Genomic DNA, 20,274 nt, shown 5'->3' with positions numbered 1-20,274 from the left:
TTGGTGGTTTTTAACATGGGGAGTTGTTTTTGGAATACTTTATTTATGGCTCAAAAAATTAACTTTTAACATTATAATCCACTGGATTGTTATACTTTCTGCAATGATTGCCATTTTACAAGTAATTCAATAAAATTTGAATTATGATTTGGTGGATTTTATTGTGCTTATCTGAAACGTTTTTGACTCTATTGCTTGCTGGGGGGTAGTTTAATAAAAAATAACTTCCTGCAATTTGTCACGAAGTTCAACCCTTCAATTTCCTAATTGTCACATACTCAATCATCGCATTATAGTTGCATCTCCTCTGCGTGAGGAAAACACCCCCTGAAATCGACTGAAATCGGTTGATTTCGGTTTTGTGAAAACATAACTTACTACAAATCAACGCCTTCATTTTCTCAAATAATCTTCATAAGTCCGAAGGACGACTAAGCGACGCAGTCGCGACTAAATCGCAAAGCGATGACTAAGTCCGAAGGACGACTAAGCGACTATAATCCCCTAGCTCTCCAGATAAAAAACGGGTTAAAAATCTAAGAAATCATTGCGCAGCACGATTTCTGGATTTTAAAGCCGCTTTTTTATTCCATGGTGCCGTCGTATTCACCGCCATTTGAATAGCTAAACCTATCATCAGCAGCGTAAAAAGTATTAACACCCAGCGAAAGATTTTTTGATTCTTGTTCATAGTTGATGTGATATAATGCCAGAGCCTTTGGTGATTTCTGACCAAGAATTTAATCCCGGGAATTGCAAATATACGCATCCGGCTGTTTCCATTTGAATCATCTCGCCGGATAAATAAGAGGCCAAGTAGGAAATAGATGGATTATGAGCCACTAAATAAAGAATAGGCACGGTACGCTTTGTGATTTCAGTCAAATAATCGGGGCCGCTTGAGATGTACCAAAATTCCGATAACTCGAATTCCGAGAAGGGCTTACCGAGCAATTCAGCCGTTTCACGCGTTCGAATGGCATCGGAAATCAACCAAAATCCAGCTGGAAATTGCTTCAAATGCATCCATTCCCCTAAGAGAAGTGCTTCCTCAATTCCTCTTTCTGATAGATGTCTACCTTTATCATCTTCTGTATGTGGGCCCGCATGAGCGTGGCGAATGAGTATGAGTTCCATTATTCGAAGTCTTCAGCGGTTAACAAAGGAAATTTACCAGACTTGTGTTCTGCTCCCATTTTTACATAGTGTGGTGGGCCAAATTTCAGACGATTAATCTGATCTTCATTCAGGGTCTTTACTACTTTAGCTGGAGTTCCTAATACGAGTGAGTAATCGGGAATTTCCATTCCTTCTGTGACTAAGGCATGTGCGCCAATGAGGCAAAACTTGCCTACTTTGGCCCTATTCAACACCGTTGCTTGCATCCCTACTAAACTACCCTCTCCTATTTCAGCCCCATGCACAATGGCACCATGGCCTACAGTTACGCGTGCACCGATAATCGTTTTATCTCCTTCATCAGCATGCAGGACGGCATTATCCTGAATGTTACAACCTTCACCTAAATGTATTTCCTCCACATCCGCGCGAATCACAGCGCCGTACCAAACAGATACGTCTTTGGAGATGAAAACGCGGCCCATCACGCTAGCCGTAGGTGCAATAAAAATAGCCATCTTGTTTTATTTTATTGGCCAAATATACCTTAAATTGCGAGTCTATGAAAGAATTCTACGAATTTGCGCTTTGGCAAAATAAGGATCACATCGCTTCGATCGGATGTGGATATGGCTGGTGGGAGGTTAGTCTTTGCCTTCACTATCCAGCAAAGAAAATGGCATTTGTAGACCCCTTAGTAGACAAGGAGGACATAGCGGAAAGTATCGACTACTTTACAGAAAAAACTGGATTGGAATGGCAAACGGAGGTCGAATTAAATCCTGAAACGCTACAAAATAAAGACCAGATATGGATCTTCAACGCCTGGCATGAATTCGAGAACCGAACAGAAATGCTTGGAAAAATATACAAGGCCTTAAATGATGGCGGAATTGTCATCATGGAAGAAGAAGTCTCCAAAGTAGAGCGATTGCAGCACGACGATTGTGGGAAAGACTTGTTTTTCGAAAAGGAGATAATCGAAGAATATAAACAGGCTGGCTTGCACCATGTAGCTACAGAAGTGAAAGACGACGTAGCTATTTACCTCAAATTCCGAAAATGAAAGCCGTTTTTTAGCTTAAATAAAAACCTTTTCGCAAATTTGCAGCGGAATAAAATACCCATGTCAACAATCGAACGTCCCTTTATTATCGGTATCACAGGAGGTAGCGCCTCAGGTAAAACCCTCTTTTTAAGCCGATTAATGGAGCAGTTTAAAACGGACGATATTTGTCTTTTATCCCAAGATAATTACTACCGTCCCATAGAGCATCAGACAAAGGATCACAACGGAATCGAGAACTTCGATCTTCCAGGTGCCATAGACGACAAAGCTTTTGCGGCTGACATCGAGCGTTTACGAAATGGCGAGGTAGTAAGTCGATTAGAGTACACCTTCAATAACACGGAGAAAGTGCCCGACATGTTGCATTTCCATCCACGCAAAATCTTAGTAGTAGAAGGCATATTTGTGTTTCACTTCCCGGAAGTAGCCCAACTTTTGGATCTGAAAATCTTCATCGACGCACAAGATAAAATCAAATTAAAACGCAGAATCAAACGTGATAATGAAGAACGCGGTTACGATTTACAAGATGTGATGTACCGCTGGAAATACCACGTAAAACCGACCTACGAAGAGTATATCCGACCTCACAAACGCAGCTGTGACATCGTGATTCCGAACAATCATCACTTCGAAAAAGGATTAGATGTAATCGTTTCTTACCTAAAGAATCAGATCTAGGTTGTAGTGCAGGCCTTTATTTTCCCGCTGAGCACGTGCATGTTTGATGATCAAATAGGCCACGTTAATCATGTTTCTTAATTCACATAAAGGCACCGTAATTTTCGATTGACGGTACAATTCTTCGTGCTCTAAGTAGATTAATTCCAAACGATCATAGGCGCGTTTCAAACGGCGATCTGTCCGAACAATCCCTACGTAATTCGACATAATCGACTCCAATTCCCGGGTCATTTCAGTCACTAATACCATCTCCTCTGGATGCCGAGTGCCGTCATCATTCCAGGATGGAATACCTTCTGGTAAAACTTGTGTCCCATACTCTTCGATCGATTTTTCAAAGGCCCGATGCGCAAAAACAATCGCTTCTAAGAGAGAATTCGATGCCAAACGATTTGCACCGTGCAAGCCCGTAAACGAACACTCGCCGGCAGCGTAGAGATTTTCGATATTGGTTTGGCTGTATTCATTTACGATAATTCCACCACATAAATAATGTTGAGCAGGAACCACCGGAATCATTTCCAGAGACATATCAATTCCCAATACCTTCAGGCAATGGTCGTAAATCATAGGAAAATGCTGCAGAATTTCTTCCTTCGGGATGTGGCGTGTATCTAAAAATACATGGTCCGTTCCATTCTTTTTCATCTCCGAGTCAATCGCACGAGCAACAATATCCCGAGGGGCTAAGGAGAGGCGGGCATCGTACTTTTCCATGAAAGTAGATCCATCTTGGTTCTTTAGAATCCCTCCATGTCCGCGTACAGCTTCCGAAATCAAGAAGGATGGTTTCTTCCCTGGATTATAGAGTGCCGTCGGGTGAAATTGTATGAATTCCATGCCTTGAACGAAGGCTTTGGCACGGTAGGCCATCGCGATTCCATCCCCAGTCGCGATTGTTGGATTCGTTGTCGATTGATAAACTTGACCGATTCCACCCGTCGCCAAAAGCGTCGTTTTCCCTAAAAACGTTTCTATTTTATTCGTCTTGAGATTCAAAACATATACTCCAAAACACTTCTTACCCGGCGTATCTTTCGTTACTTTCTCGCCTAAATGGTGCTGAGTAATTAAGTCGACTGCAAAATAATGCGTAAAGAAATCCACGCTTTTATAGGACTTTACTTTTGCTAATAGTGCCCTTTCAATTTCATTTCCAGTGGAATCCTTGTGGTGTAAAATGCGCTTGTCGGAATGGCCTCCTTCTTTAACCAAATCGAAACTACCGTCTGCTTGGCGATCAAATTCTGTACCATATTCGATCAATTCCTTGAGGCGTTCAGGTGCCTCTTTGACCACGATTTCCACCACCTTTCTGTCGCTCACATAGTCACCTGCGACCATCGTATCATCGATGTGTTTCTCAAAAGAATCTGCAGTATCCCAAACCGTTGCAATCCCACCTTGTGCGTATTTCGTGTTCGTTTCTTCGGCCACGGTCTTCGTAATCAAGGCAATTTTAATGGGGGTTTGGCGTTGTTGAAAATAGTCCGCCACTTTTACCGTGTAGGTTAATCCTGCAATTCCAGAACCAATGACAATAAAGTCGTATGTAGGCATAGGTGATAAATATGGAATGCAAATTAATCAAAAAGAGCCTTCAAACCGAAATGTGGACTTTATTTTGTAATTTTGCAAAATTAAAATTTATAAACCCTTAAAAATCAATTTATAACAAATGGAACAATCGCCTAATAACAATTCAAAAACTGCCCTAATTGTCTTAGCTGTGCTAACGGCAGTATTGGGAGTTTTGTACTTCCGTTCGTATCAAACGACGAAGGATCAAGCAACTCAAATCGAACAAAAAGCTACTGAACTAGCTAATACACGTACTTCGTTAGATTCAATCTCCACTCAATTAGATGCTAAAATCGCTGAAATTAAATCTTTAGGTGGTCAAGTAGCTGACTTAGAAGCTTTGAAAGTACAATTAGAACAAGATAAAGCCTCTTTAAAGAATTCAAACCATGCAACGATTGCCTCTTATGAAGCGAAGATCAAAGAATACAATGCAGTTTTGACCACAAAGGATGGCGAAATCGTTGAGTTGAAAAAACAAAACGGAATTTTAACAGAAAACAACCAAACTTTAACGACTCAGAATACGACGTTAAACACGGAGAACTCTGGCTTAAAAAACCAAAACAAAACGTTATCTGACACGTTAACTTCGGTCAGCGAAAAGAATAAAGAACTAGCGCGTAAAGTAAGCATTGCGGCCGCTTTGAAAGCACAAAATGTGAAAGTATTAGCTGTCAATGCAAAAGGTAAAGAGACTGAAAGAACGCGTTTGAATGGAAAGAGAATCGAGAAATTGAAGGTGGTTTTTAGCTTAGCAACGAACCCAATTACGAAGTTAGAAAACAAGACTGTTTACATTCGTGTGTTAGACGCTGAAGGTGCTACGTTATCAGATGAAGCCATCGGTTCTGGCCGCATGACTCAAAATGGAAAAGAAGTAGCCTACACGACTAAGCAAACATTTGAATACACAAATGATGGTCAAACAGTAGCCGTTACTTACCCACGTGGTCCGGTAGTGTACAAGCCTGGTAAGTATTCTGTTGAATTATATGCAGAAGGTTTCTTAATAGGAACGGGCGCATTTGAGGTTAAATAAAATCTCTTCTAGTAAACTTAAAATGGGCCATCCGATAGGGTGGCCTTTTTTATTTCTTCTTTTGCCAAAAGAAGGTATTGAAACCCTTGTTGTAGAGAAAGCTGGCTCCTAAAGTTTGATTGATTTGATACGAGTTAAAAGAGCCCAAGATGGTGGTCTGCACATTTCGATTATACGTCTTTAAACGCAAACTACCATCTGGTTTCACAAACCATTCGAGAGCCCAATCACCTAATAAAATTTGAGGGCTTGTTTGATTTCGAGCATCGGTGAATCCACCACTTCGAGTTATGCGTAAGCGATCATTAAAATTATATGAAGCACGTAACTGTAAATTAGAAAGTATATCTTGGTTCAAGGCACCACCTCCTAGGGAGACTGAAATATCTAAATCTTTGTTAATTTTAGAAGCTAAATTACTTAGCTGATTAGATAACATCTCCGTAAAATTTCCCATCAAATTACCCAAGGCCAAACCACTTCCCCCAAAAGGAGAAACCAGTTGCCCAAACAACAAGATATTACTCACCTGACGGGTTAACTCCTGGTCATCCGTTTTAATCCGATTCGTAAATGCCGTCACCGCCCCATTCAAGGTCATATCCTTCGGATAATCCCGAATACCAATATCAAAATTTACGTTAGGAGATAATAATCGGTTTTGCAAACTAATCGTCACATCAACTGGATAACGACGCTTAAACTCAGGCAGGTTGCTTTTATTTGTTGTATCTAACAAGATCGGAAACAAGGAGGCATACTGAGTATATATTGCCTTGATATTCACATTAGCCTCTAAAGGATCACCCGTCCAAGAGATCTTAGAACCACGCTGAATGGCGAACTTTTTATTAATTAAATTTTGAAGAGTGAAGGTATAATCTCCTTGGTCAATGGCATAATCACCTACCATTTTGAAGGCCCCTTTTTTATCCAAATTCATCTTTATATCACCAGATCCATACATGCGCATCACATCACCCTTCTTCGCATCAAACTGCACCTCGCCGTAAGCCTCCGGTGTCACAGATAAACGCAGGTCAAGCGTTATTCCATCTTCTTGCAATTTCGTGGACACAGCTGTGGCAGCTACCGCTACATCCGTATCCGTTAATTCACTCACAAAACTGTAATCCTCGGCTTCAGTGGCATCCTCCTCTCGGTCTAATGGAATGAATAATCTTGTCCCTTTCTCGGTCTTTAAATCCGCTGAAACGATCAAGTTATCTACTGATCCAGAAACCCGCATGGGGCCTGAGGCATAACCTAATCCATAATAAATCGAATTAGGCCCTCTAGCAGTATTTAAGAGTTTATACCGGTCAAGGTTTGCCTGAATATCTAGTTCAAAGGGTTTCCCCTCCGGAAACTGAAGCGTCGTATTGACTAATGCTTTATTGCCCTCGGTATCTAAGACTTTCCAGTTTTTGGCATAAATAGTGCGCGGGGTAAAGTTTACTGTATCTGATACAGACATCGATGTTTTCAAATAATCAAATACTGCTCCCGCTTTTAAAAACACAATATCTCCCGTAATCTCAGGTTTAGTAGGCAAGCCTCCTATGTGTAAATTACCCGATGCAGAGCCCTTTAAGTCAGAGAAAATTCCCTCCGTAAATGGCTCTAAAATCTGTAAATCAGTCTGATTTAACTCGGCATTCATATTCAACTTTTGCTCCTCCTCATAGGGCTTGTAGATCCCAGTCAATGATAAGACAGACTCCCCAAGGCGGTTCAAATTAAGATTTAAATCCATCTCCTTATTATCTGCTAAATAGGTACCTACACCCTGTAAATTTCCGATGTAGAACTTATTTAAACGTAAAGAATCTACTAATATCCAGGAGTCCAAACGTGTATTTTTGTACCAATCTTGAATGGCAATTTCCCCATTTAATTCACCCGTAGTCTTGGTCGCAAACAAGGGTTTTAACGTGGATAATTGGAAGTGATTTGCACGCAATTTAATGGTCTCTGTCGTATCATTTGAAAGGCTTCCTTGCAGGGAAATAGATTGATTTTGGTTAGCAACCAAAACCCGATCTGCCTTCCATTCCTGTCCTTGAATGGTGATTTTATTCGCGGGATCCATTGCCCAATCTTGACCCAAAATACGGAAATAGGTATCCTTGAATTTCAAGGATAACCCCTCGTCCTCAAAGACCCAAGCCCCCGCCAAATGGGCTGAATTTTCCTCCCCTTGTTGTTTAAAATCGAGGCCAAAATTGATGCGATCTTGATCCCAAAGTGCATCCAATTTAAAATTTTCCGTAGGAGTCAAGAAGTTCAATTGCTGCTTTCTGGAAGAGAAAACTAGACTTGAAGATACTTCTGGAGCACCTAAGAATTTCGAACTTTGGAAAGAGAAAACTGATTGATAGAATTGGTATCCACCAAAAACTAAGGTATCTGGATAAGCTTCTAAGCTAACCGAAAGTGTTCTGCCTTTCGATATATTTCCGGAGAATACGGTATTTTCACCGATCTGAACCGTTGGAAAAAACCGAGCCAAAATAGGATCTACCCGGTGGCAGACTACGGTAAAGTCAGCTTTGTATTTAGTTTCTATTTCGTGCTTGCGAGTCGCATAATAACCCCAACGTTCGTCTGTCCCTTTTTGGAAATATAGAGCATACTCATCTGCTAATTGACCTAGTTGAGCCTGTAAAACACTCGGGGTAAACTCTCCACTAATTTCTGCCGAAACCAGGTCCGAAGTTAATTTGTAATGCCGCTTTTCACCAGGTCCCTTTTCAGAGCTAAGCGTCACTAATTCGACATGCAAATCAGGCTTGTTAGGAGTTTGCAAAGTTGAATTATAAAACACGGTACGACCCACTAAATCATCAAAACGATCACCCTTGAAATCCAATTCAAAATCAGTAGACAAGCTCACCTGAGGATCCAGTAAATGAATGTTGTGTAGATTTGAATGAGTGATTTCACCCTGCATTTGATATACTGGCTTGGAACCACGCAGGTCAATTAATCCTGACATGGACGCAACTAAATTCGTGTCTTTGGAGCTAACATCTCCCTTGAATAATTGCTTTTGAAAATTCCCTTTTAGGCTTATCTTGTGGTATAAGTAGTTATTGAAAAAGATTTCTGACACCTTGCCATCAAAATCAATATTAGCCGATTTCTTAGCAAAACCGCTACCCTTTAAATTTCCTTCTGCATCCAAAGTCCCTAATACAGACTCTAAACCTAAGAGTTTACCCAGCTGGAATTTCTGCAATTTAATCTTCCCATCGTAACGCGAAAAAGCCATCGAATCTTGCAAATTCATCTTGACATCTGCCTCCACATACCCTAATCCCGTCTTTAATTTACCTGCCGTCCTAAATACGCTACTATTCCCTTTGAATAATCCATCAAAGGCCACAGGGCCCAGAATAGTCATGTTTTCAGCCGCAGGTTTAGTAATATAAGTTCCTAAATCTTCCGGGTAAAATAAAGATGATTTCATGGTAAAATCCATCTCAGTCTTAGCTACATCGGGTAAACCTTTAAAGCCAAAATCACCCCTCAAAACACTCTTATCCCCAAAGCCTAATTCGAATTTCTTCAAATTCAATTTGGCCACTGTACCACTTAACAAACCCTTCAAGCGATACATACCTTTGTATTCATACATCGCCTCCACAAAGCGTCCCAAATCTTCTCCCTTCACCAATGCTCCATTGAAATCAGCCTGCATATCTACGTCCGTAATCCAACGTGTCATCGAGCTCATATCGCGGTAATTCACCACAAATTTTCGAGTTACACGAGAGTCATTAAAACGCAAATCCAATTGATCAAAGCGCATCTGGCGATCCGAAATCATGAAAACTGTATTCAGACTTTTAACATCAAAACCGGTCAACGGATCTTTCGTTCGTAAGCCGATTGCTTGAAGTCCAAGCGTATCATTCTTGATGTAAAAATTCTTGACTTTGGAATAAACCTTCGCTAAAGTAAAGTGCGAAATATCAAAATGTCGGCGTGTGGCCTCGCTCTTTCTCGTGTTATCATCGAGGGAGAAAGAGCCATCAACTACCTCTGCTTCGGGTATGGTAAATATGGATGATGGTCCTTTTTTTGCCGTTTTTACACCCCCCGAAATCCAATTATCAAGGCGTAAAATAAACTCCTCAATATTCATTTTACTGGTCTTTTTCTCAAAGATTAAATGCACATTAGGCCGGATTAATCGCGCATAATCTAAGCTAGGTTTCCCGGGTTGAAGGAATAAATGAGCGATACTAAAATTAACATCCAACTGTTCGATTTGGATCATTTTCACCCCCCAGGGATCTTTTACCTCTAAATTGTAAATACTTAACTCATCGAAAAACTTAACCTGTATCCGCTTTATTTTCAGTGGATAACCAATCGCTTTTTCAACTTTAGGCGCTAGATAATTAGCAAGTAAGGTTTGGTTGATAGGGGCTCTCAGCAGAAGAATAGCCGCAAAAATCATCAAAAAAATCCCCAGCAATCCGTACAGGATTGTTTTGACGAAGATTTTGAGATATTTGACCATATTGCCGTATTTTTGCGCAGAATTCTATTTTTATGAAGCTACTGGCTATTGAATCTTCTTGCGATGAAACTTCGGCTGCCGTCATGGTTGACGGCGTTTTAAAGTCTAACATCATCTCGACACAACTCATTCACACGGAATGGGGTGGCGTCGTTCCCGAATTAGCCAGCAGAGCTCATCAAAAATCGATCATCCCTGTCGTGACAGAGGCCCTTCAAAAAGCAAATATAAACAAAAATGAACTGAATGCCATTGCCTTCACAAGGGGCCCTGGGCTTTTAGGAGCTTTATTAATCGGCACCTCGTTTGCAAAATCGTTAGCTCTCAGCCTGAACATCCCGCTAATCGAGGTGAATCACATGCAGGCGCACGTTTTGGCGCATTTTATTGAGGACCCAAAGCCTTCTTTTCCCTTCCTATGCCTGACAGTTAGTGGCGGACACACCCAGTTGGTTTGGGTGAAATCTGCCCTTGATATGGAAGTCATCGGTGAAACGCAAGATGACGCCGTAGGCGAGGCTTTTGACAAAACAGCAAAACTGATTGGACTTCCCTACCCAGGTGGTCCATTAATTGATAAGTTGGCCAAAGAAGGTAACCCCGATCGCTTCCCCTTTTCACTTGGCGAAATGCCCGGCCTAAACTTTAGCTTCTCCGGCATTAAAACCGCCATCCTTTACTTCCTCCAAAAAGAAGTCAAAAACAACCCGAACTTCATCGAAGAAAACAAAGCAGACATCTGCGCCTCGGTTCAAAAATCCCTTATTGACATGCTCCTTCGCAAAACGAAGAAAGCCATGAAAGAGATGAACTGTACCCAAATCGCCATAGCCGGTGGCGTGTCCGCAAACTCCGGCTTGCGTGCTCACTTAACCGAAATGGGCGCTGAAATGGGCTGGGAGGTTTTCATCCCTGCCTTCAGTTACTGCACTGATAACGCGGGCATGATCGCCATGGCGGGACATTTCAAGGCAGAAGCAGGGGAATTTTGTGGGCAGGATGTGAGTCCGTTGGCGAGGTATTCGCTGTAAAAGAGTATAGATTAGAGAGTGTAGAGTAAAGAGTATAGAGTAGAGATAAAACCATCTTTACTCTTTACTCTCTTATCTCTAATCTCCTCTCTTTGTGCTCTATCCTTTCATCTCCTTCAGCGCATTCCAAAACGCCATCTTCAACGTCTTCTCCGTATCCGTCAAGGATGAAATATAGCGAGGAAAGAAATAGACTAATTTGGATTCGATCTTATCGATCTCCGTAGTAGGTAGTTCGCCTTGCCATGAGGCAGGTTGTTGACCGATGAAAATATAACGCTGCGCGCTGGTCTCTTTCAAGAATTCTGTAAGACTTGGCTCTTCCTCTGATGGGGTGTAAACGGACCATTCGGTGGGTCCTAAAACTAAGGGAGGAGCGGAAAAAATGAGTTTTAATCGAGCAGATTCTGCCTCCGCTATAGTACCTACAACTACCCAAGGAGTGGAAACTTTAGGCTTAACGGCCGCAATAGTTTCCTTTTCAATATTAGCAATAGGGGTTTCTGCTAGCTGCGATTCCGTCTTATCCTGAGGGACCCAGTAGATCTCGTCGAATTTGTACAAATCAGCTAAAGAAACCCCTTCCATTTGTTATGCTAGAGAACCTCTTAACACACATGCCTCGCGGTCTGGACCGGTCGAAATGAAGTTAATTGGTAAGTTCAAGTGCTTTTCTAAGAATTTAATGTAATCTGCAAGCTCAACTGGCAACTCGTTAAAGTCACGCATTCCCTCTAAGCTGCAAGCCCAGCCTTTCAAGGTTTCGTATACCGGCTTGACTTTGATATCCGTGATTTCGAAAGGGATTTGGTCGGTTATTGTACCATCTGGCATTTCATAAGCCGTACACACGAGGATTTCGTCAAAGATATTCAAGACGTCCGCCTTCATCATAATCAATTGAGTCACCCCATTGATCATCATGGCGTATTTTAACGCTGGTAAATCAATCCAACCACAACGGCGCGGACGACCGGTGGTAGATCCGAATTCACGGCCTTCCACACGCATACGTTCGCCTACTTCGTCTTCTAATTCTGTTGGGAATGGACCAGAGCCCACGCGTGTAGCGTATGCTTTGAAGATACCGAAAACTTCGCCGATATTTTTAGGCGCAACGCCTAAACCTGTACAAGCACCTGCGGTGATTGTATTGGATGAAGTAACGAAAGGATAAGAACCGAAGTCCACGTCTAAAAGGGAACCCTGAGCACCTTCTGCTAAAATAGTTTTTCCGGCGTTGATGGCGTGGTTCACGGAGTATTCCGAATCCACTAGGTGAAACTCTTTCATGAAAGCAACCGCCTCGAAAAATTCCTTCTCGGCTGCTGCTAAATCGTATTCGAATTTATATACGTCCAAAATCGCTTTGTGGCGATCGACTAATGCTTTGTATTTGGTAGGGAAATCAGGTGAAATCATATCCCCTACACGTAATCCCTGACGAGAGATTTTGTCCGTATAGGTAGGTCCGATTCCTTTCAAAGTAGAGCCGATCTTCGCGTCGCCTTTTGCCTTTTCGTAGGCCGCGTCTAATAGACGGTGTGTAGGCAAAATGATTGAAGCCTTCTTCGAGATTTCTAAGTTCTTGCGTAGGTCTAAGTTGAAATGCGCTAAACCGTCGATCTCTTTTTTGAAGATGATGGGGTCCAAAACTACGCCGTTACCGATGATGTTTTGAACTTCTTGGCGGAAAATTCCGGATGGAATTTGATGCAAAACGTGCTTGAATCCGTCAAATTCTAAGGTGTGACCTGCGTTAGGTCCGCCTTGAAAACGCGCCACTACTTGATACTTAGGTGCTAGAACGTCCACGATCTTTCCTTTCCCCTCGTCACCCCATTGTAAACCTAATAATACATCAACTGCCATAATATTGTTTTATTCTTGATTTCTTGCTTGGTAATTTGCTCTGTGCTCACAACTCTTGTTCGTACAAGAGCCGTAAAATATTAGGGAATGGTGCATGACATTGAATTGCAGCATTTCGCCTACTAAACTTTGGATAGTTTGAACCCGAGGATCACAAAATTCAGTGACTTTGTGGCAATCGGTACAGATTAAATGATCGTGTTGACGACGTCCATAGGACTTCTCAAATTGTGCTTGATTACGTCCAAACTGGTGTTTCACCACTAAATCGCATTCCACTAACACATCGAGCGTATTGTAAACAGTAGCCCTAGAGACTTGGTATTTCTTGTTTTTCATGGAGATATACAACTCCTCCACATCAAAGTGATCATCCCGTAAATAGATCTCTTCCAGAATCGCAAAGCGCTCAGGAGTCTTCCGCAAACCCTTGTTTTCCAGGTAGGCGGTGAAGATCTTTTTTACTGAATCTAGTTTATCTAATTCTTGGGACATTTATGGGAAAAAAACGACGTAAAATAAGCAAAAATAACCGACAAAAACTAAGAAACTTTCCGCTCCACCTCGATTACACCAGGAACTTGTTCCATTTCAGCACTCAAGCTATCTAAGTGATCAGTATCTTGCACCATGAGTGAAATTTGGCCTTCAAATAATCCATCTTTTACCCCAATATTCAGACCCGTAATATTGACTTGCAACTTCTCTGAAATCAAGCGGGTTACGTCGTTTACCAAACCTACGCGATCGATACCTCGGATGATTAAATCAACCACAAAAGACATGGAAATTTGGGAGGTCCACTGCGCTTTAATCACACGATCGCCGTGACGAGATAGCAATTCCGGAGAGTTAGGGCAAGCTGCGCGGTGGATTTTAATCCCTTCGTTTATGGTTACAAAACCAAACACCTCGTCCCCAGAAATCGGATTACAACATTTTGCTAGGGTGTAATCCACCTTGTCCATGTCCTCCCCGATCAATAAAGTATCCGATTCTTTACGTTCCTTGTGATACTCTTGCATCTCCTTTTTAAAGGATTTGCCATCCACGATAGGGGCTTGAATGGCTTTCTCAGCCTGTTTGCGCTCATGTAATTCTCGATCTAACTTCCAATGTTTTAGTTGATCGATATTGATGTAGGCTTTTCCAAAACGATAGAATAAATCATTGGCGTCTTTGGCATTAAAATAGGCCCGCAACTGATTAGTAATCTCTAAAGTTAATAGGGGGAAACCTAAATGCTTTAAGCGGTGTTCGATCATATCACGTCCCTTAATCAAGTGGGATTTATTTTCCTCCTTGATAAAGTTCTTGATTTGAGCTTTTGCCTTTGTAGTAAATACGATACGCAACCAATCCTCCGAAGGTTTTTGCTTCGAGGAAGTTAAGATTTCGATCTGATCTCCATTCTGCAATTTGTGTGACAAAGGGACTAGCTTACCCCCTACTTTTGCCCCGATACAACGCGCACCCACTTCCGAGTGAATCTCGAAGGCAAAGTCTAAGGTAGTTGCTCCAGATTGCAAGACAATTAGCTTCCCTTTGGGACTAAACACAAAAACCTCCTCGTGGTATAAGGAGTTCTTGATATCCTCCACTAATTCCACGGCGGACTGACTCTTATCATTCGCCTCAATAGCTTCGCGAACTTGGGATAACCAAGATTCAAATGCATCACTCGTCCGCGTATCGGTTCCTTTGTATTTAAAGTGCGCCGCCACCCCTTTTTCGGCAATCTCATCCATTCGTTTCGAACGAATTTGCACCTCTACCCAACGACCTTCTTTATCCTGCCCAAAAGGCTGACTCATCACCGTGGTGTGCAAGGACTCATATCCATTCGATTTAGGTGTCGAAACCCAATCTTTTAAACGACTGGGATTAGGCTGGTAATGATCTGTCACCACCGAATATACCTCCCAGCAATCACTTTTCTCCCGCTCTACTGGCACGTCAAGAACGACACGAACAGCAAAAAGGTCGTATATTTTCTCAAAAGGAACATTCCCTTTTTTGATTTTATTGTAGATGGAAAAAATGGACTTAGGCCGACCTTTGATCGTATAATTCAAGCCTCGCTCATCTAACGTTTTCTTGATGGGCTTGATGAAATTTTCCACAAAGCTTTCCCTGCTTCGTTTATTTTCCGTCAAATTATGGGCAATTTCCTTGTACGCTTCCGGCTCAGTATGCTTTAATCCTAAATCTTCTAATTCGGATTTAAAGGCGTTCAAACCTAGGCGGTGTGCAAGAGGCGCATACAAGTAAATCGTCTCTGAAGCAATCTTCATTTGCTTCTCCTTCGCCATACTCGTCAGCGTCCGCATGTTGTGTAGACGATCCGCAAGCTTAATTAAAATCACTCGAATGTCATCCGAAAGCGTTAACAACATCTTGCGAAAATTCTCCGCCTGTTGAGATGTTCCGTATTCAAACGTGCCTGCAATTTTCGTCAGGCCATCGATGATAGAAGCAATTTTAGGATTGAATTTTTTTTCGATATCTGCCAAAGTCGTGTCCGTATCCTCTACCACATCATGCAATAGCGCTGCTATAATAGAAGTCGTACCTAAACCGATTTCCTCTACACAGATTTGAGCGACGGCTAAAGGATGATAAATGTAGGGTTCACCAGACTTGCGACGCATATCCTTGTGCGCCTCCGCAGAAATCAAAAAGGCTTTTTTGATTTGCTTCGCGTCATCGTCTTTTAAAAAAGGCTTAGCCGTCCGCAACAATTTGCGGTAGCGCTTTAAAATCTCTAAACGTTCCTTTTCTAAATCTATCTGCATCTACTTATGCTTTTGTAATTAAGGCTACTGCCATGGCTGAAATCCCTTCTGCTCTTCCCACAAATCCCAAGCCCTCTGAGGTGGTGGCTTTGACCGAAATTTGGTCTACTTCCACACCCATCACCAGCGCTAAATTATCTTTAATGGCAGGAATAATCGGATTCAACTTTGGTTGATCTAAGATCACGGTCACATCCGCATTCGCTAATTCCCACCCCGCCTCGCGAATCATCTCCATCACTTTCTTTAACAAAAGCGTGGAGGCAACTCCCTTCCACAGGGGGTCTTTATCTGAAAAATGAAACCCTATATTGCGCATATTCGCAGCCCCTAATAAGGCATCGCACAATACGTGGCAAACCACATCCGCATCTGAATGACCTAAAGGTCCCTTCTCTGAAGGAATCTCCACACCACCCAGGATACAAGGACGTCCTTCTACCCAGCGATGCACATCGTAACCTTGTCCTACACGAATTTTCATTTGGCTATTTTTTTATACTTTAAGGTATTTGATTTCCCTTGGATAAACAAGCGCTGGGCCCATTTTTCCAAATCTTGCGTCTGCACTTCTGCGATTTTTTCCGCCTCTGTATTGACTAAATTCGCATCGCCTGCATTCGCGGCCATCGCTAAATTCATAGCCCGATTTAACACTTCTACTTCCCCAAAAACCAAACTCGCCTCTGATTGGTTCTTCACCATCTGTAAATCCTTTTCAGAAATGTGCGATGTGGCAAAATCCTGTATCGCCTTCTCTAATGCTGCCTCCGCTTTTTCTATCTCGACGTCATCACTCACCTGTCCTTGAATAATCAAGAGGCCAGGATCAATGGAACTCGTTTGGTAGGTTCCAATCGTATCAAATAGGCGTTGTTTTTGCACTAAATGTTCATACAAATAAGAAGACTCTCCTCTACCTAATAAGTCCGCCATCAAATCAATCGCGTGGTAGCCGGATTCGTATCGACCGATAACTGGATAAGCCTTGTAAAGGCGATTTGCAGGTACATCTGCCACGATTTCCATGGCTCGGTTTTCTGATTGCGCTGGCTCTTGAGGTAAATTTCGAACAGGTTTCACGCCGGAGGCGATTGGTCCAAACCATTTTTCAGCTAGGCTTTTTACCTCCTGGAGTTTCACTTTTCCCGCTACGACTAGCACCGCATTGCTTGGTACGTAATGTTTCTGGAAAAAAGCTTTTACATCACTCATCTGAGCTTCCTCAATGTGCTGGATTCCTGCACCAATCGTAGGCCAACGGTAGGGGTGCTTTTGGTAAATTAAAGGTCTAAACTTCAGCCAAACATCGCCATAGGGTTGATTCAAATAGCGCTGCTTGAACTCTTCAATCACCACTTTTCGCTGTGTTTCTAGACTTTGTGTATTAAAAGCCAATTGCTTCATCCGATCTGATTCGAGCCAGAAGGCTGTTTCGATGTTTTGAGCCGGAACCGAAATGTAGTAATTCGTTAAATCTGGGGTCGTAAAGGCATTGTTCTCACCGCCTACTTTTTGAAGGGGTGTATCGAAGGAGGGAATATTCTCAGATCCTCCAAACATCAAGTGCTCGAACAAATGTGCAAAACCCGTCAGGTTTTCATCTTCATCTCGAGAGCCTACATTGTAGATCACGTCTACCACCGCCATCGTCGTTGCCGGATCTTCGTGCACAATGACTTTAAGGCCGTTAGCGAGGGTAAATTCTTCGAATGAAATCATGTCTTAGGGTTTATAAACAAAAGTAAAAAAATCGACCCAAAAACCACATAGCTTAACTAAATTTGCACGGTAAACATTTCTCATGATTCGGGCTATTTTCCTCCTACTCCTTTTTGCATCGTCTTTGAAAGCACAGCTTCTGCAGGATCCGGTCTCGAAAGCACAGATTACCCTAGGTCTGACGAATTTATACCAATATAATTTCAAAGAGTCGACGGCTATTTTCAATTCCTTAAAAGCGAAATACCCCCGTCATCCAGCTCCTTATCTCTTATTGGCGATGCAATGGGAGCAACAGTATTTTCCCTTGAAAGATCATCCGGCGCAAAGTCGCCTTTATCTGGCGCAACTAGAAAAGGCCTACGAGTTAGCTCAGCAACAATATGATGAAAATGAGACTGACCTAGAGGCCTCCTTTTTTTGTACAGCCTCCTTGGGTTTTTTAGCAGCTTACGAAGCGGATGAACAGAATTTCATGAAGGTCGTTTCCTATGCCAAGAATGCCTATCGCTTTTTGAAAATTGGTTTGCAAAACACGGAGAAGCAACCCGAATTCCTATTCTCTACCGGGATGTATAATTATTATAGCGTCGCTTATCCCGAATTACACCCGGTTTTAAAACCCTTTTTGTTTTTGTTCCAGCCAGGCAATAAACGTCTAGGATTAACACAGCTTGAGGCAGGAACGCGTAAAACCATTTTCGTCAAGAATGAATCCCTATTTTATATGGGATATGTCCAAAACAAATACGAAGGCAACCCTTTGAGGGCTTTGGCCTACAACCAAATCCTCATTGAAAACTTTCCGAACAATCATTGGTATCTCCTCCAGCGAGCAGAATTACTTACCCTAACTGGCAAATTCGAAGAGGCTGAACCCTTTATCGAAAAAATGGAGTCCCTAAAATCACCCTATTATACAGGAGCGGCCTATACCCTGCGTGGCATGCGGGAAGAAGTAGGACGAAAAGATTGGAGAAAGGCCGAATTTTGGTATGCAAAATCCCTTGCCTTACCTTTCGAAGAGCGGCTCACAAAAGATATTCGTGGCTTAGCTTATTTAGGTTTAGCACGCATTTCGTACCGCGAAAGAAAGATTACTTTATTTAGAAAATACCTTCGCACATCAGCCGATTTTATTGAGTACAAAAACTCCTTGATCGAATATAAACGACTATCGCATGGAAAGTAGAGAGGCCGGAATAGAACGCCTATACCCTAAAATCACGGGCCGCATGTCCGCTCGTTACTACTATTTGATTCAGTTGCGCAAGCAATTAGAACGTGTCATTGCTTTGTATGTGCGCAATTCACCACATCAATTATTGGCCGATTATGGCTGTGGGAATAAGCCCTATGAGCCACTATTTAGCCCTTTTGTGGAACAATACATCGGTCTAGATTTAGCTTATAATACCAAAGCCGACGTAGTTGTAGACCCCGCCGGAATCATCGATATGCCAGAGGAAAGCGTCGGTTTCGTGCTTTCTACGCAGGTTTTAGAACATGTGGAGGATCCCAAAGCCTACCTAATAGAGGCACACCGCATATTAGAAAAAGAAGGTAAATTGATTTTATCTACACATGGTTATTGGATGTTCCATCCGGATCCGACGGATTTTTGGCGCTGGACTTCGACGGGATTGAAGAAAATCGTGACTGAAGCTGGATTTGAGGTTGTCTATTTCGAGGGAATATTAGGCCGTTCGGCGATGGGATTGCAACTGTTTCAAGATGGCTTGTTATTCAAATTGCCCAAGCCATTGCGCTTTATTTTGTCTTTGATCTTACAACCCTTGATTATCTTTTTTGATAAAATCATTACTGCCAAATCACGCAACGAAGATGCCTGTACTTTTGTGTTAGTGGCTAAGAAAGTCTAGCTTTTTCGTAGGTGATTGTCTTTTCAAGAGCCGTTTCGAAGGAGGTGATTTCCCAGTTCATTTTCGCCGATAATTTCGTGGTATCTAAACAGATATGCTGAACATCCGTCAGCATTGCGTCTTTATATTCGACTTGAAAAGCTGGAATTTTCGATTGAATGCGCTTAATAATCTCGTTCAAGGTAAGCGATTCGCCGGAACCTACATTAATCGTTTCATTATTCACGCCTGCCCTTATCAAACCATCGATAGCTTTGCCTATATCAGCAGCGTAAATATAATCTTTAGCCTGTGACCCATTCCCCCAAACCGTCATCACCTCCCCTTTCAATGCTTTGCGAATCGCAATGTTAATCACGCCCTGTTTAGGTGAGCGATGAAATTCGCCAAAGGGATTCGATAAACGCAAAATCAAGTAGTCAATCTGGTATAATTTCGCATATAATTCAATATAATGCTCCACGGCTAATTTGATAATTCCATACGAAGAAATAGGCTTGCAGGGATAATCCTCTTTTACTTTTTCCTGGTTCACATTCCCGTAAACCGCCCCACCCGTAGACAGATAGAGTAATTTCGACACCTGGTGTTTCTTCATCATCTCCATCAAACCGATGGTAGGCAATAAATTCGATTCGATATCCTGGCGAATATTTTCAGAAGAAATCGCGGGAATAATAGAAGAGGCAAAATGAAAGACGCGATCAAAACGGTGTGCAGTGAATAAGTCTTCCAAAGCCTGCGCATCTGAATAATCCCCCACCACAAAAGTCACAAAGGACGGAAATGACACTCCCTCCGGTTTTTCGTGCGCGAAAACAACGACCTCGTTTTCAGAGCCCTGCTGCTGTAAATATTCCAGCCAATTCAAGCCCAAAAAACCACTTCCTCCTACGACTAAATTTTTCTCCATGACGCGTATTTGCTGTAAAAATAGCCGAAAAA

Annotated in this window: 18 protein-coding genes; 6 read left to right on the top strand and 12 right to left on the bottom strand. The window is 42.2% G+C overall.

Going from position 1 to position 20,274, the window contains the following annotated elements:
* Positions 1-544: 544 nt before the first annotated feature.
* Genes ACILP5_RS02555 through ACILP5_RS02545 form a run of 3 tightly spaced genes read right to left on the bottom strand, consistent with a single transcriptional unit; the run spans position 545 to position 1,637 of the window.
* A complete protein-coding gene (locus ACILP5_RS02555; protein WP_395617086.1) occupies positions 545-691 on the bottom strand; it encodes a hypothetical protein in 147 nt (48 codons plus the stop codon).
* On the bottom strand, positions 688-1,137 hold the full coding sequence (locus ACILP5_RS02550; RefSeq protein ID WP_395617085.1) for a SixA phosphatase family protein: 450 nt from the start codon (positions 1,135-1,137) through the stop codon (positions 688-690). Before ACILP5_RS02550 ends, ACILP5_RS02555 begins: the two co-directional genes overlap by 4 nt.
* Positions 1,137-1,637, bottom strand: coding sequence for a gamma carbonic anhydrase family protein (locus ACILP5_RS02545; protein ID WP_395617084.1), 501 nt, complete (start codon positions 1,635-1,637; stop codon positions 1,137-1,139). The genes ACILP5_RS02550 and ACILP5_RS02545 overlap by 1 nt, the downstream gene beginning before the upstream one ends.
* A 44-nt stretch (positions 1,638-1,681) precedes the next feature.
* Here ACILP5_RS02545 and ACILP5_RS02540 point away from each other — a divergent pair, with 44 nt between their 5' ends.
* Positions 1,682-2,185: a hypothetical protein gene (locus ACILP5_RS02540; protein ID WP_395617083.1), complete on the top strand. Its 504-nt coding sequence runs from the start codon at positions 1,682-1,684 to the stop codon at positions 2,183-2,185.
* Between the two features lie 60 nt (positions 2,186-2,245).
* Positions 2,246-2,869 carry a uridine kinase gene (gene udk / locus ACILP5_RS02535; RefSeq protein ID WP_395617082.1) on the top strand — a complete coding sequence of 208 codons (624 nt, stop codon included), beginning with the start codon at positions 2,246-2,248 and terminating at the stop codon, positions 2,867-2,869.
* Here the strand turns inward: udk and nadB are convergent.
* Positions 2,852-4,432: an L-aspartate oxidase gene (gene nadB, locus ACILP5_RS02530; RefSeq protein ID WP_395617081.1), complete on the bottom strand. Its 1,581-nt coding sequence runs from the start codon at positions 4,430-4,432 to the stop codon at positions 2,852-2,854. The two genes, udk and nadB, sit on opposite strands and share 18 nt — an antisense overlap.
* Before the next feature lie 118 nt (positions 4,433-4,550).
* Here nadB and ACILP5_RS02525 point away from each other — a divergent pair, with 118 nt between their 5' ends.
* The gene (locus ACILP5_RS02525; protein ID WP_395617080.1) at positions 4,551-5,495 is read left to right on the top strand and encodes a hypothetical protein; all 945 of its coding nucleotides are present in this window, start codon (positions 4,551-4,553) and stop codon (positions 5,493-5,495) included.
* 49 nt (positions 5,496-5,544) lie between these two features.
* On the opposite strand, the gene ACILP5_RS02520 is transcribed toward ACILP5_RS02525, so the two are convergent.
* Positions 5,545-10,026, bottom strand: coding sequence for a translocation/assembly module TamB domain-containing protein (locus ACILP5_RS02520; RefSeq protein WP_395617079.1), 4,482 nt, complete (start codon positions 10,024-10,026; stop codon positions 5,545-5,547).
* A gap of 32 nt (positions 10,027-10,058) precedes the next feature.
* On the opposite strand from ACILP5_RS02520, the gene tsaD reads away from it, so the two are divergent.
* On the top strand, positions 10,059-11,057 hold the full coding sequence (gene tsaD, locus ACILP5_RS02515; RefSeq protein WP_395617078.1) for a tRNA (adenosine(37)-N6)-threonylcarbamoyltransferase complex transferase subunit TsaD: 999 nt from the start codon (positions 10,059-10,061) through the stop codon (positions 11,055-11,057).
* A 99-nt stretch (positions 11,058-11,156) separates the two neighbouring features.
* Here tsaD and ACILP5_RS02510 read toward each other — a convergent pair whose 3' ends face one another.
* From ACILP5_RS02510 to ACILP5_RS02485, 6 genes are read right to left on the bottom strand one after another with little or no spacing between them, the layout of a single operon-like run.
* Positions 11,157-11,645, bottom strand: coding sequence for a hypothetical protein (locus ACILP5_RS02510; protein WP_395617077.1), 489 nt, complete (start codon positions 11,643-11,645; stop codon positions 11,157-11,159).
* Between the two features lie 3 nt (positions 11,646-11,648).
* Entirely contained in the window at positions 11,649-12,929 is a 1,281-nt protein-coding gene (locus tag ACILP5_RS02505; RefSeq protein ID WP_395617076.1) for an adenylosuccinate synthase, read from the bottom strand.
* Between the two features lie 9 nt (positions 12,930-12,938).
* A complete protein-coding gene (locus ACILP5_RS02500) occupies positions 12,939-13,424 on the bottom strand; it encodes a Fur family transcriptional regulator (RefSeq protein ID WP_395617075.1) in 486 nt (161 codons plus the stop codon).
* 47 nt (positions 13,425-13,471) lie between these two features.
* Positions 13,472-15,724: a RelA/SpoT family protein gene (locus ACILP5_RS02495; RefSeq protein ID WP_395617074.1), complete on the bottom strand. Its 2,253-nt coding sequence runs from the start codon at positions 15,722-15,724 to the stop codon at positions 13,472-13,474.
* Between the two features lie 4 nt (positions 15,725-15,728).
* A complete protein-coding gene (gene ispF, locus ACILP5_RS02490) occupies positions 15,729-16,208 on the bottom strand; it encodes a 2-C-methyl-D-erythritol 2,4-cyclodiphosphate synthase (protein ID WP_395617073.1) in 480 nt (159 codons plus the stop codon).
* The gene (locus tag ACILP5_RS02485) at positions 16,205-17,446 is read right to left on the bottom strand and encodes a M16 family metallopeptidase (protein WP_395617072.1); all 1,242 of its coding nucleotides are present in this window, start codon (positions 17,444-17,446) and stop codon (positions 16,205-16,207) included. Before ACILP5_RS02485 ends, ispF begins: the two co-directional genes overlap by 4 nt.
* 82 nt (positions 17,447-17,528) lie before the next feature.
* Here ACILP5_RS02485 and ACILP5_RS02480 point away from each other — a divergent pair, with 82 nt between their 5' ends.
* Together ACILP5_RS02480 and ACILP5_RS02475 are read left to right on the top strand one after the other, a co-directional pair.
* Positions 17,529-18,638, top strand: a complete 1,110-nt coding sequence (locus ACILP5_RS02480; protein ID WP_395617071.1) for a hypothetical protein — start codon at positions 17,529-17,531, stop codon at positions 18,636-18,638.
* Positions 18,628-19,329 carry a class I SAM-dependent methyltransferase gene (locus ACILP5_RS02475; RefSeq protein WP_395617070.1) on the top strand — a complete coding sequence of 234 codons (702 nt, stop codon included), beginning with the start codon at positions 18,628-18,630 and terminating at the stop codon, positions 19,327-19,329. Before ACILP5_RS02480 ends, ACILP5_RS02475 begins: the two co-directional genes overlap by 11 nt.
* On the opposite strand, the gene ACILP5_RS02470 is transcribed toward ACILP5_RS02475, so the two are convergent.
* On the bottom strand, positions 19,316-20,242 hold the full coding sequence (locus tag ACILP5_RS02470; RefSeq protein WP_395617069.1) for an NAD-dependent epimerase/dehydratase family protein: 927 nt from the start codon (positions 20,240-20,242) through the stop codon (positions 19,316-19,318). The two genes, ACILP5_RS02475 and ACILP5_RS02470, sit on opposite strands and share 14 nt — an antisense overlap.
* Between the last annotated feature and the right edge of the window lie 32 nt (positions 20,243-20,274).

The organism is Aquirufa sp. (genome assembly GCF_044239315.1).
Lineage (GTDB): Bacteria > Bacteroidota > Bacteroidia > Cytophagales > Spirosomataceae > Aquirufa.
The sequence above is the reverse complement of the archived record's forward strand: the minus strand, read 5'-3'. Positions and strand labels throughout refer to the sequence as shown.

Coding starts and splice junctions, on each gene's coding strand:
- ACILP5_RS02555 (WP_395617086.1), bottom strand. CDS start 691: ATGAACAAGAATCAAAAAATCTTTCGCTGGGTGTTAATACTTTTTACG.
- ACILP5_RS02510 (WP_395617077.1), bottom strand. CDS start 11,645: ATGGAAGGGGTTTCTTTAGCTGATTTGTACAAATTCGACGAGATCTAC.
- tsaD (WP_395617078.1), top strand. CDS start 10,059: ATGAAGCTACTGGCTATTGAATCTTCTTGCGATGAAACTTCGGCTGCC.
- udk (WP_395617082.1), top strand. CDS start 2,246: ATGTCAACAATCGAACGTCCCTTTATTATCGGTATCACAGGAGGTAGC.
- ACILP5_RS02520 (WP_395617079.1), bottom strand. CDS start 10,026: ATGGTCAAATATCTCAAAATCTTCGTCAAAACAATCCTGTACGGATTG.
- ACILP5_RS02500 (WP_395617075.1), bottom strand. CDS start 13,424: ATGTCCCAAGAATTAGATAAACTAGATTCAGTAAAAAAGATCTTCACC.
- ACILP5_RS02485 (WP_395617072.1), bottom strand. CDS start 17,446: ATGATTTCATTCGAAGAATTTACCCTCGCTAACGGCCTTAAAGTCATT.
- ACILP5_RS02505 (WP_395617076.1), bottom strand. CDS start 12,929: ATGGCAGTTGATGTATTATTAGGTTTACAATGGGGTGACGAGGGGAAA.
- ACILP5_RS02480 (WP_395617071.1), top strand. CDS start 17,529: ATGATTCGGGCTATTTTCCTCCTACTCCTTTTTGCATCGTCTTTGAAA.
- ispF (WP_395617073.1), bottom strand. CDS start 16,208: ATGAAAATTCGTGTAGGACAAGGTTACGATGTGCATCGCTGGGTAGAA.
- ACILP5_RS02525 (WP_395617080.1), top strand. CDS start 4,551: ATGGAACAATCGCCTAATAACAATTCAAAAACTGCCCTAATTGTCTTA.
- ACILP5_RS02550 (WP_395617085.1), bottom strand. CDS start 1,137: ATGGAACTCATACTCATTCGCCACGCTCATGCGGGCCCACATACAGAA.
- ACILP5_RS02545 (WP_395617084.1), bottom strand. CDS start 1,637: ATGGCTATTTTTATTGCACCTACGGCTAGCGTGATGGGCCGCGTTTTC.
- ACILP5_RS02475 (WP_395617070.1), top strand. CDS start 18,628: ATGGAAAGTAGAGAGGCCGGAATAGAACGCCTATACCCTAAAATCACG.
- ACILP5_RS02495 (WP_395617074.1), bottom strand. CDS start 15,724: ATGCAGATAGATTTAGAAAAGGAACGTTTAGAGATTTTAAAGCGCTAC.
- ACILP5_RS02470 (WP_395617069.1), bottom strand. CDS start 20,242: ATGGAGAAAAATTTAGTCGTAGGAGGAAGTGGTTTTTTGGGCTTGAAT.
- ACILP5_RS02540 (WP_395617083.1), top strand. CDS start 1,682: ATGAAAGAATTCTACGAATTTGCGCTTTGGCAAAATAAGGATCACATC.
- nadB (WP_395617081.1), bottom strand. CDS start 4,432: ATGCCTACATACGACTTTATTGTCATTGGTTCTGGAATTGCAGGATTA.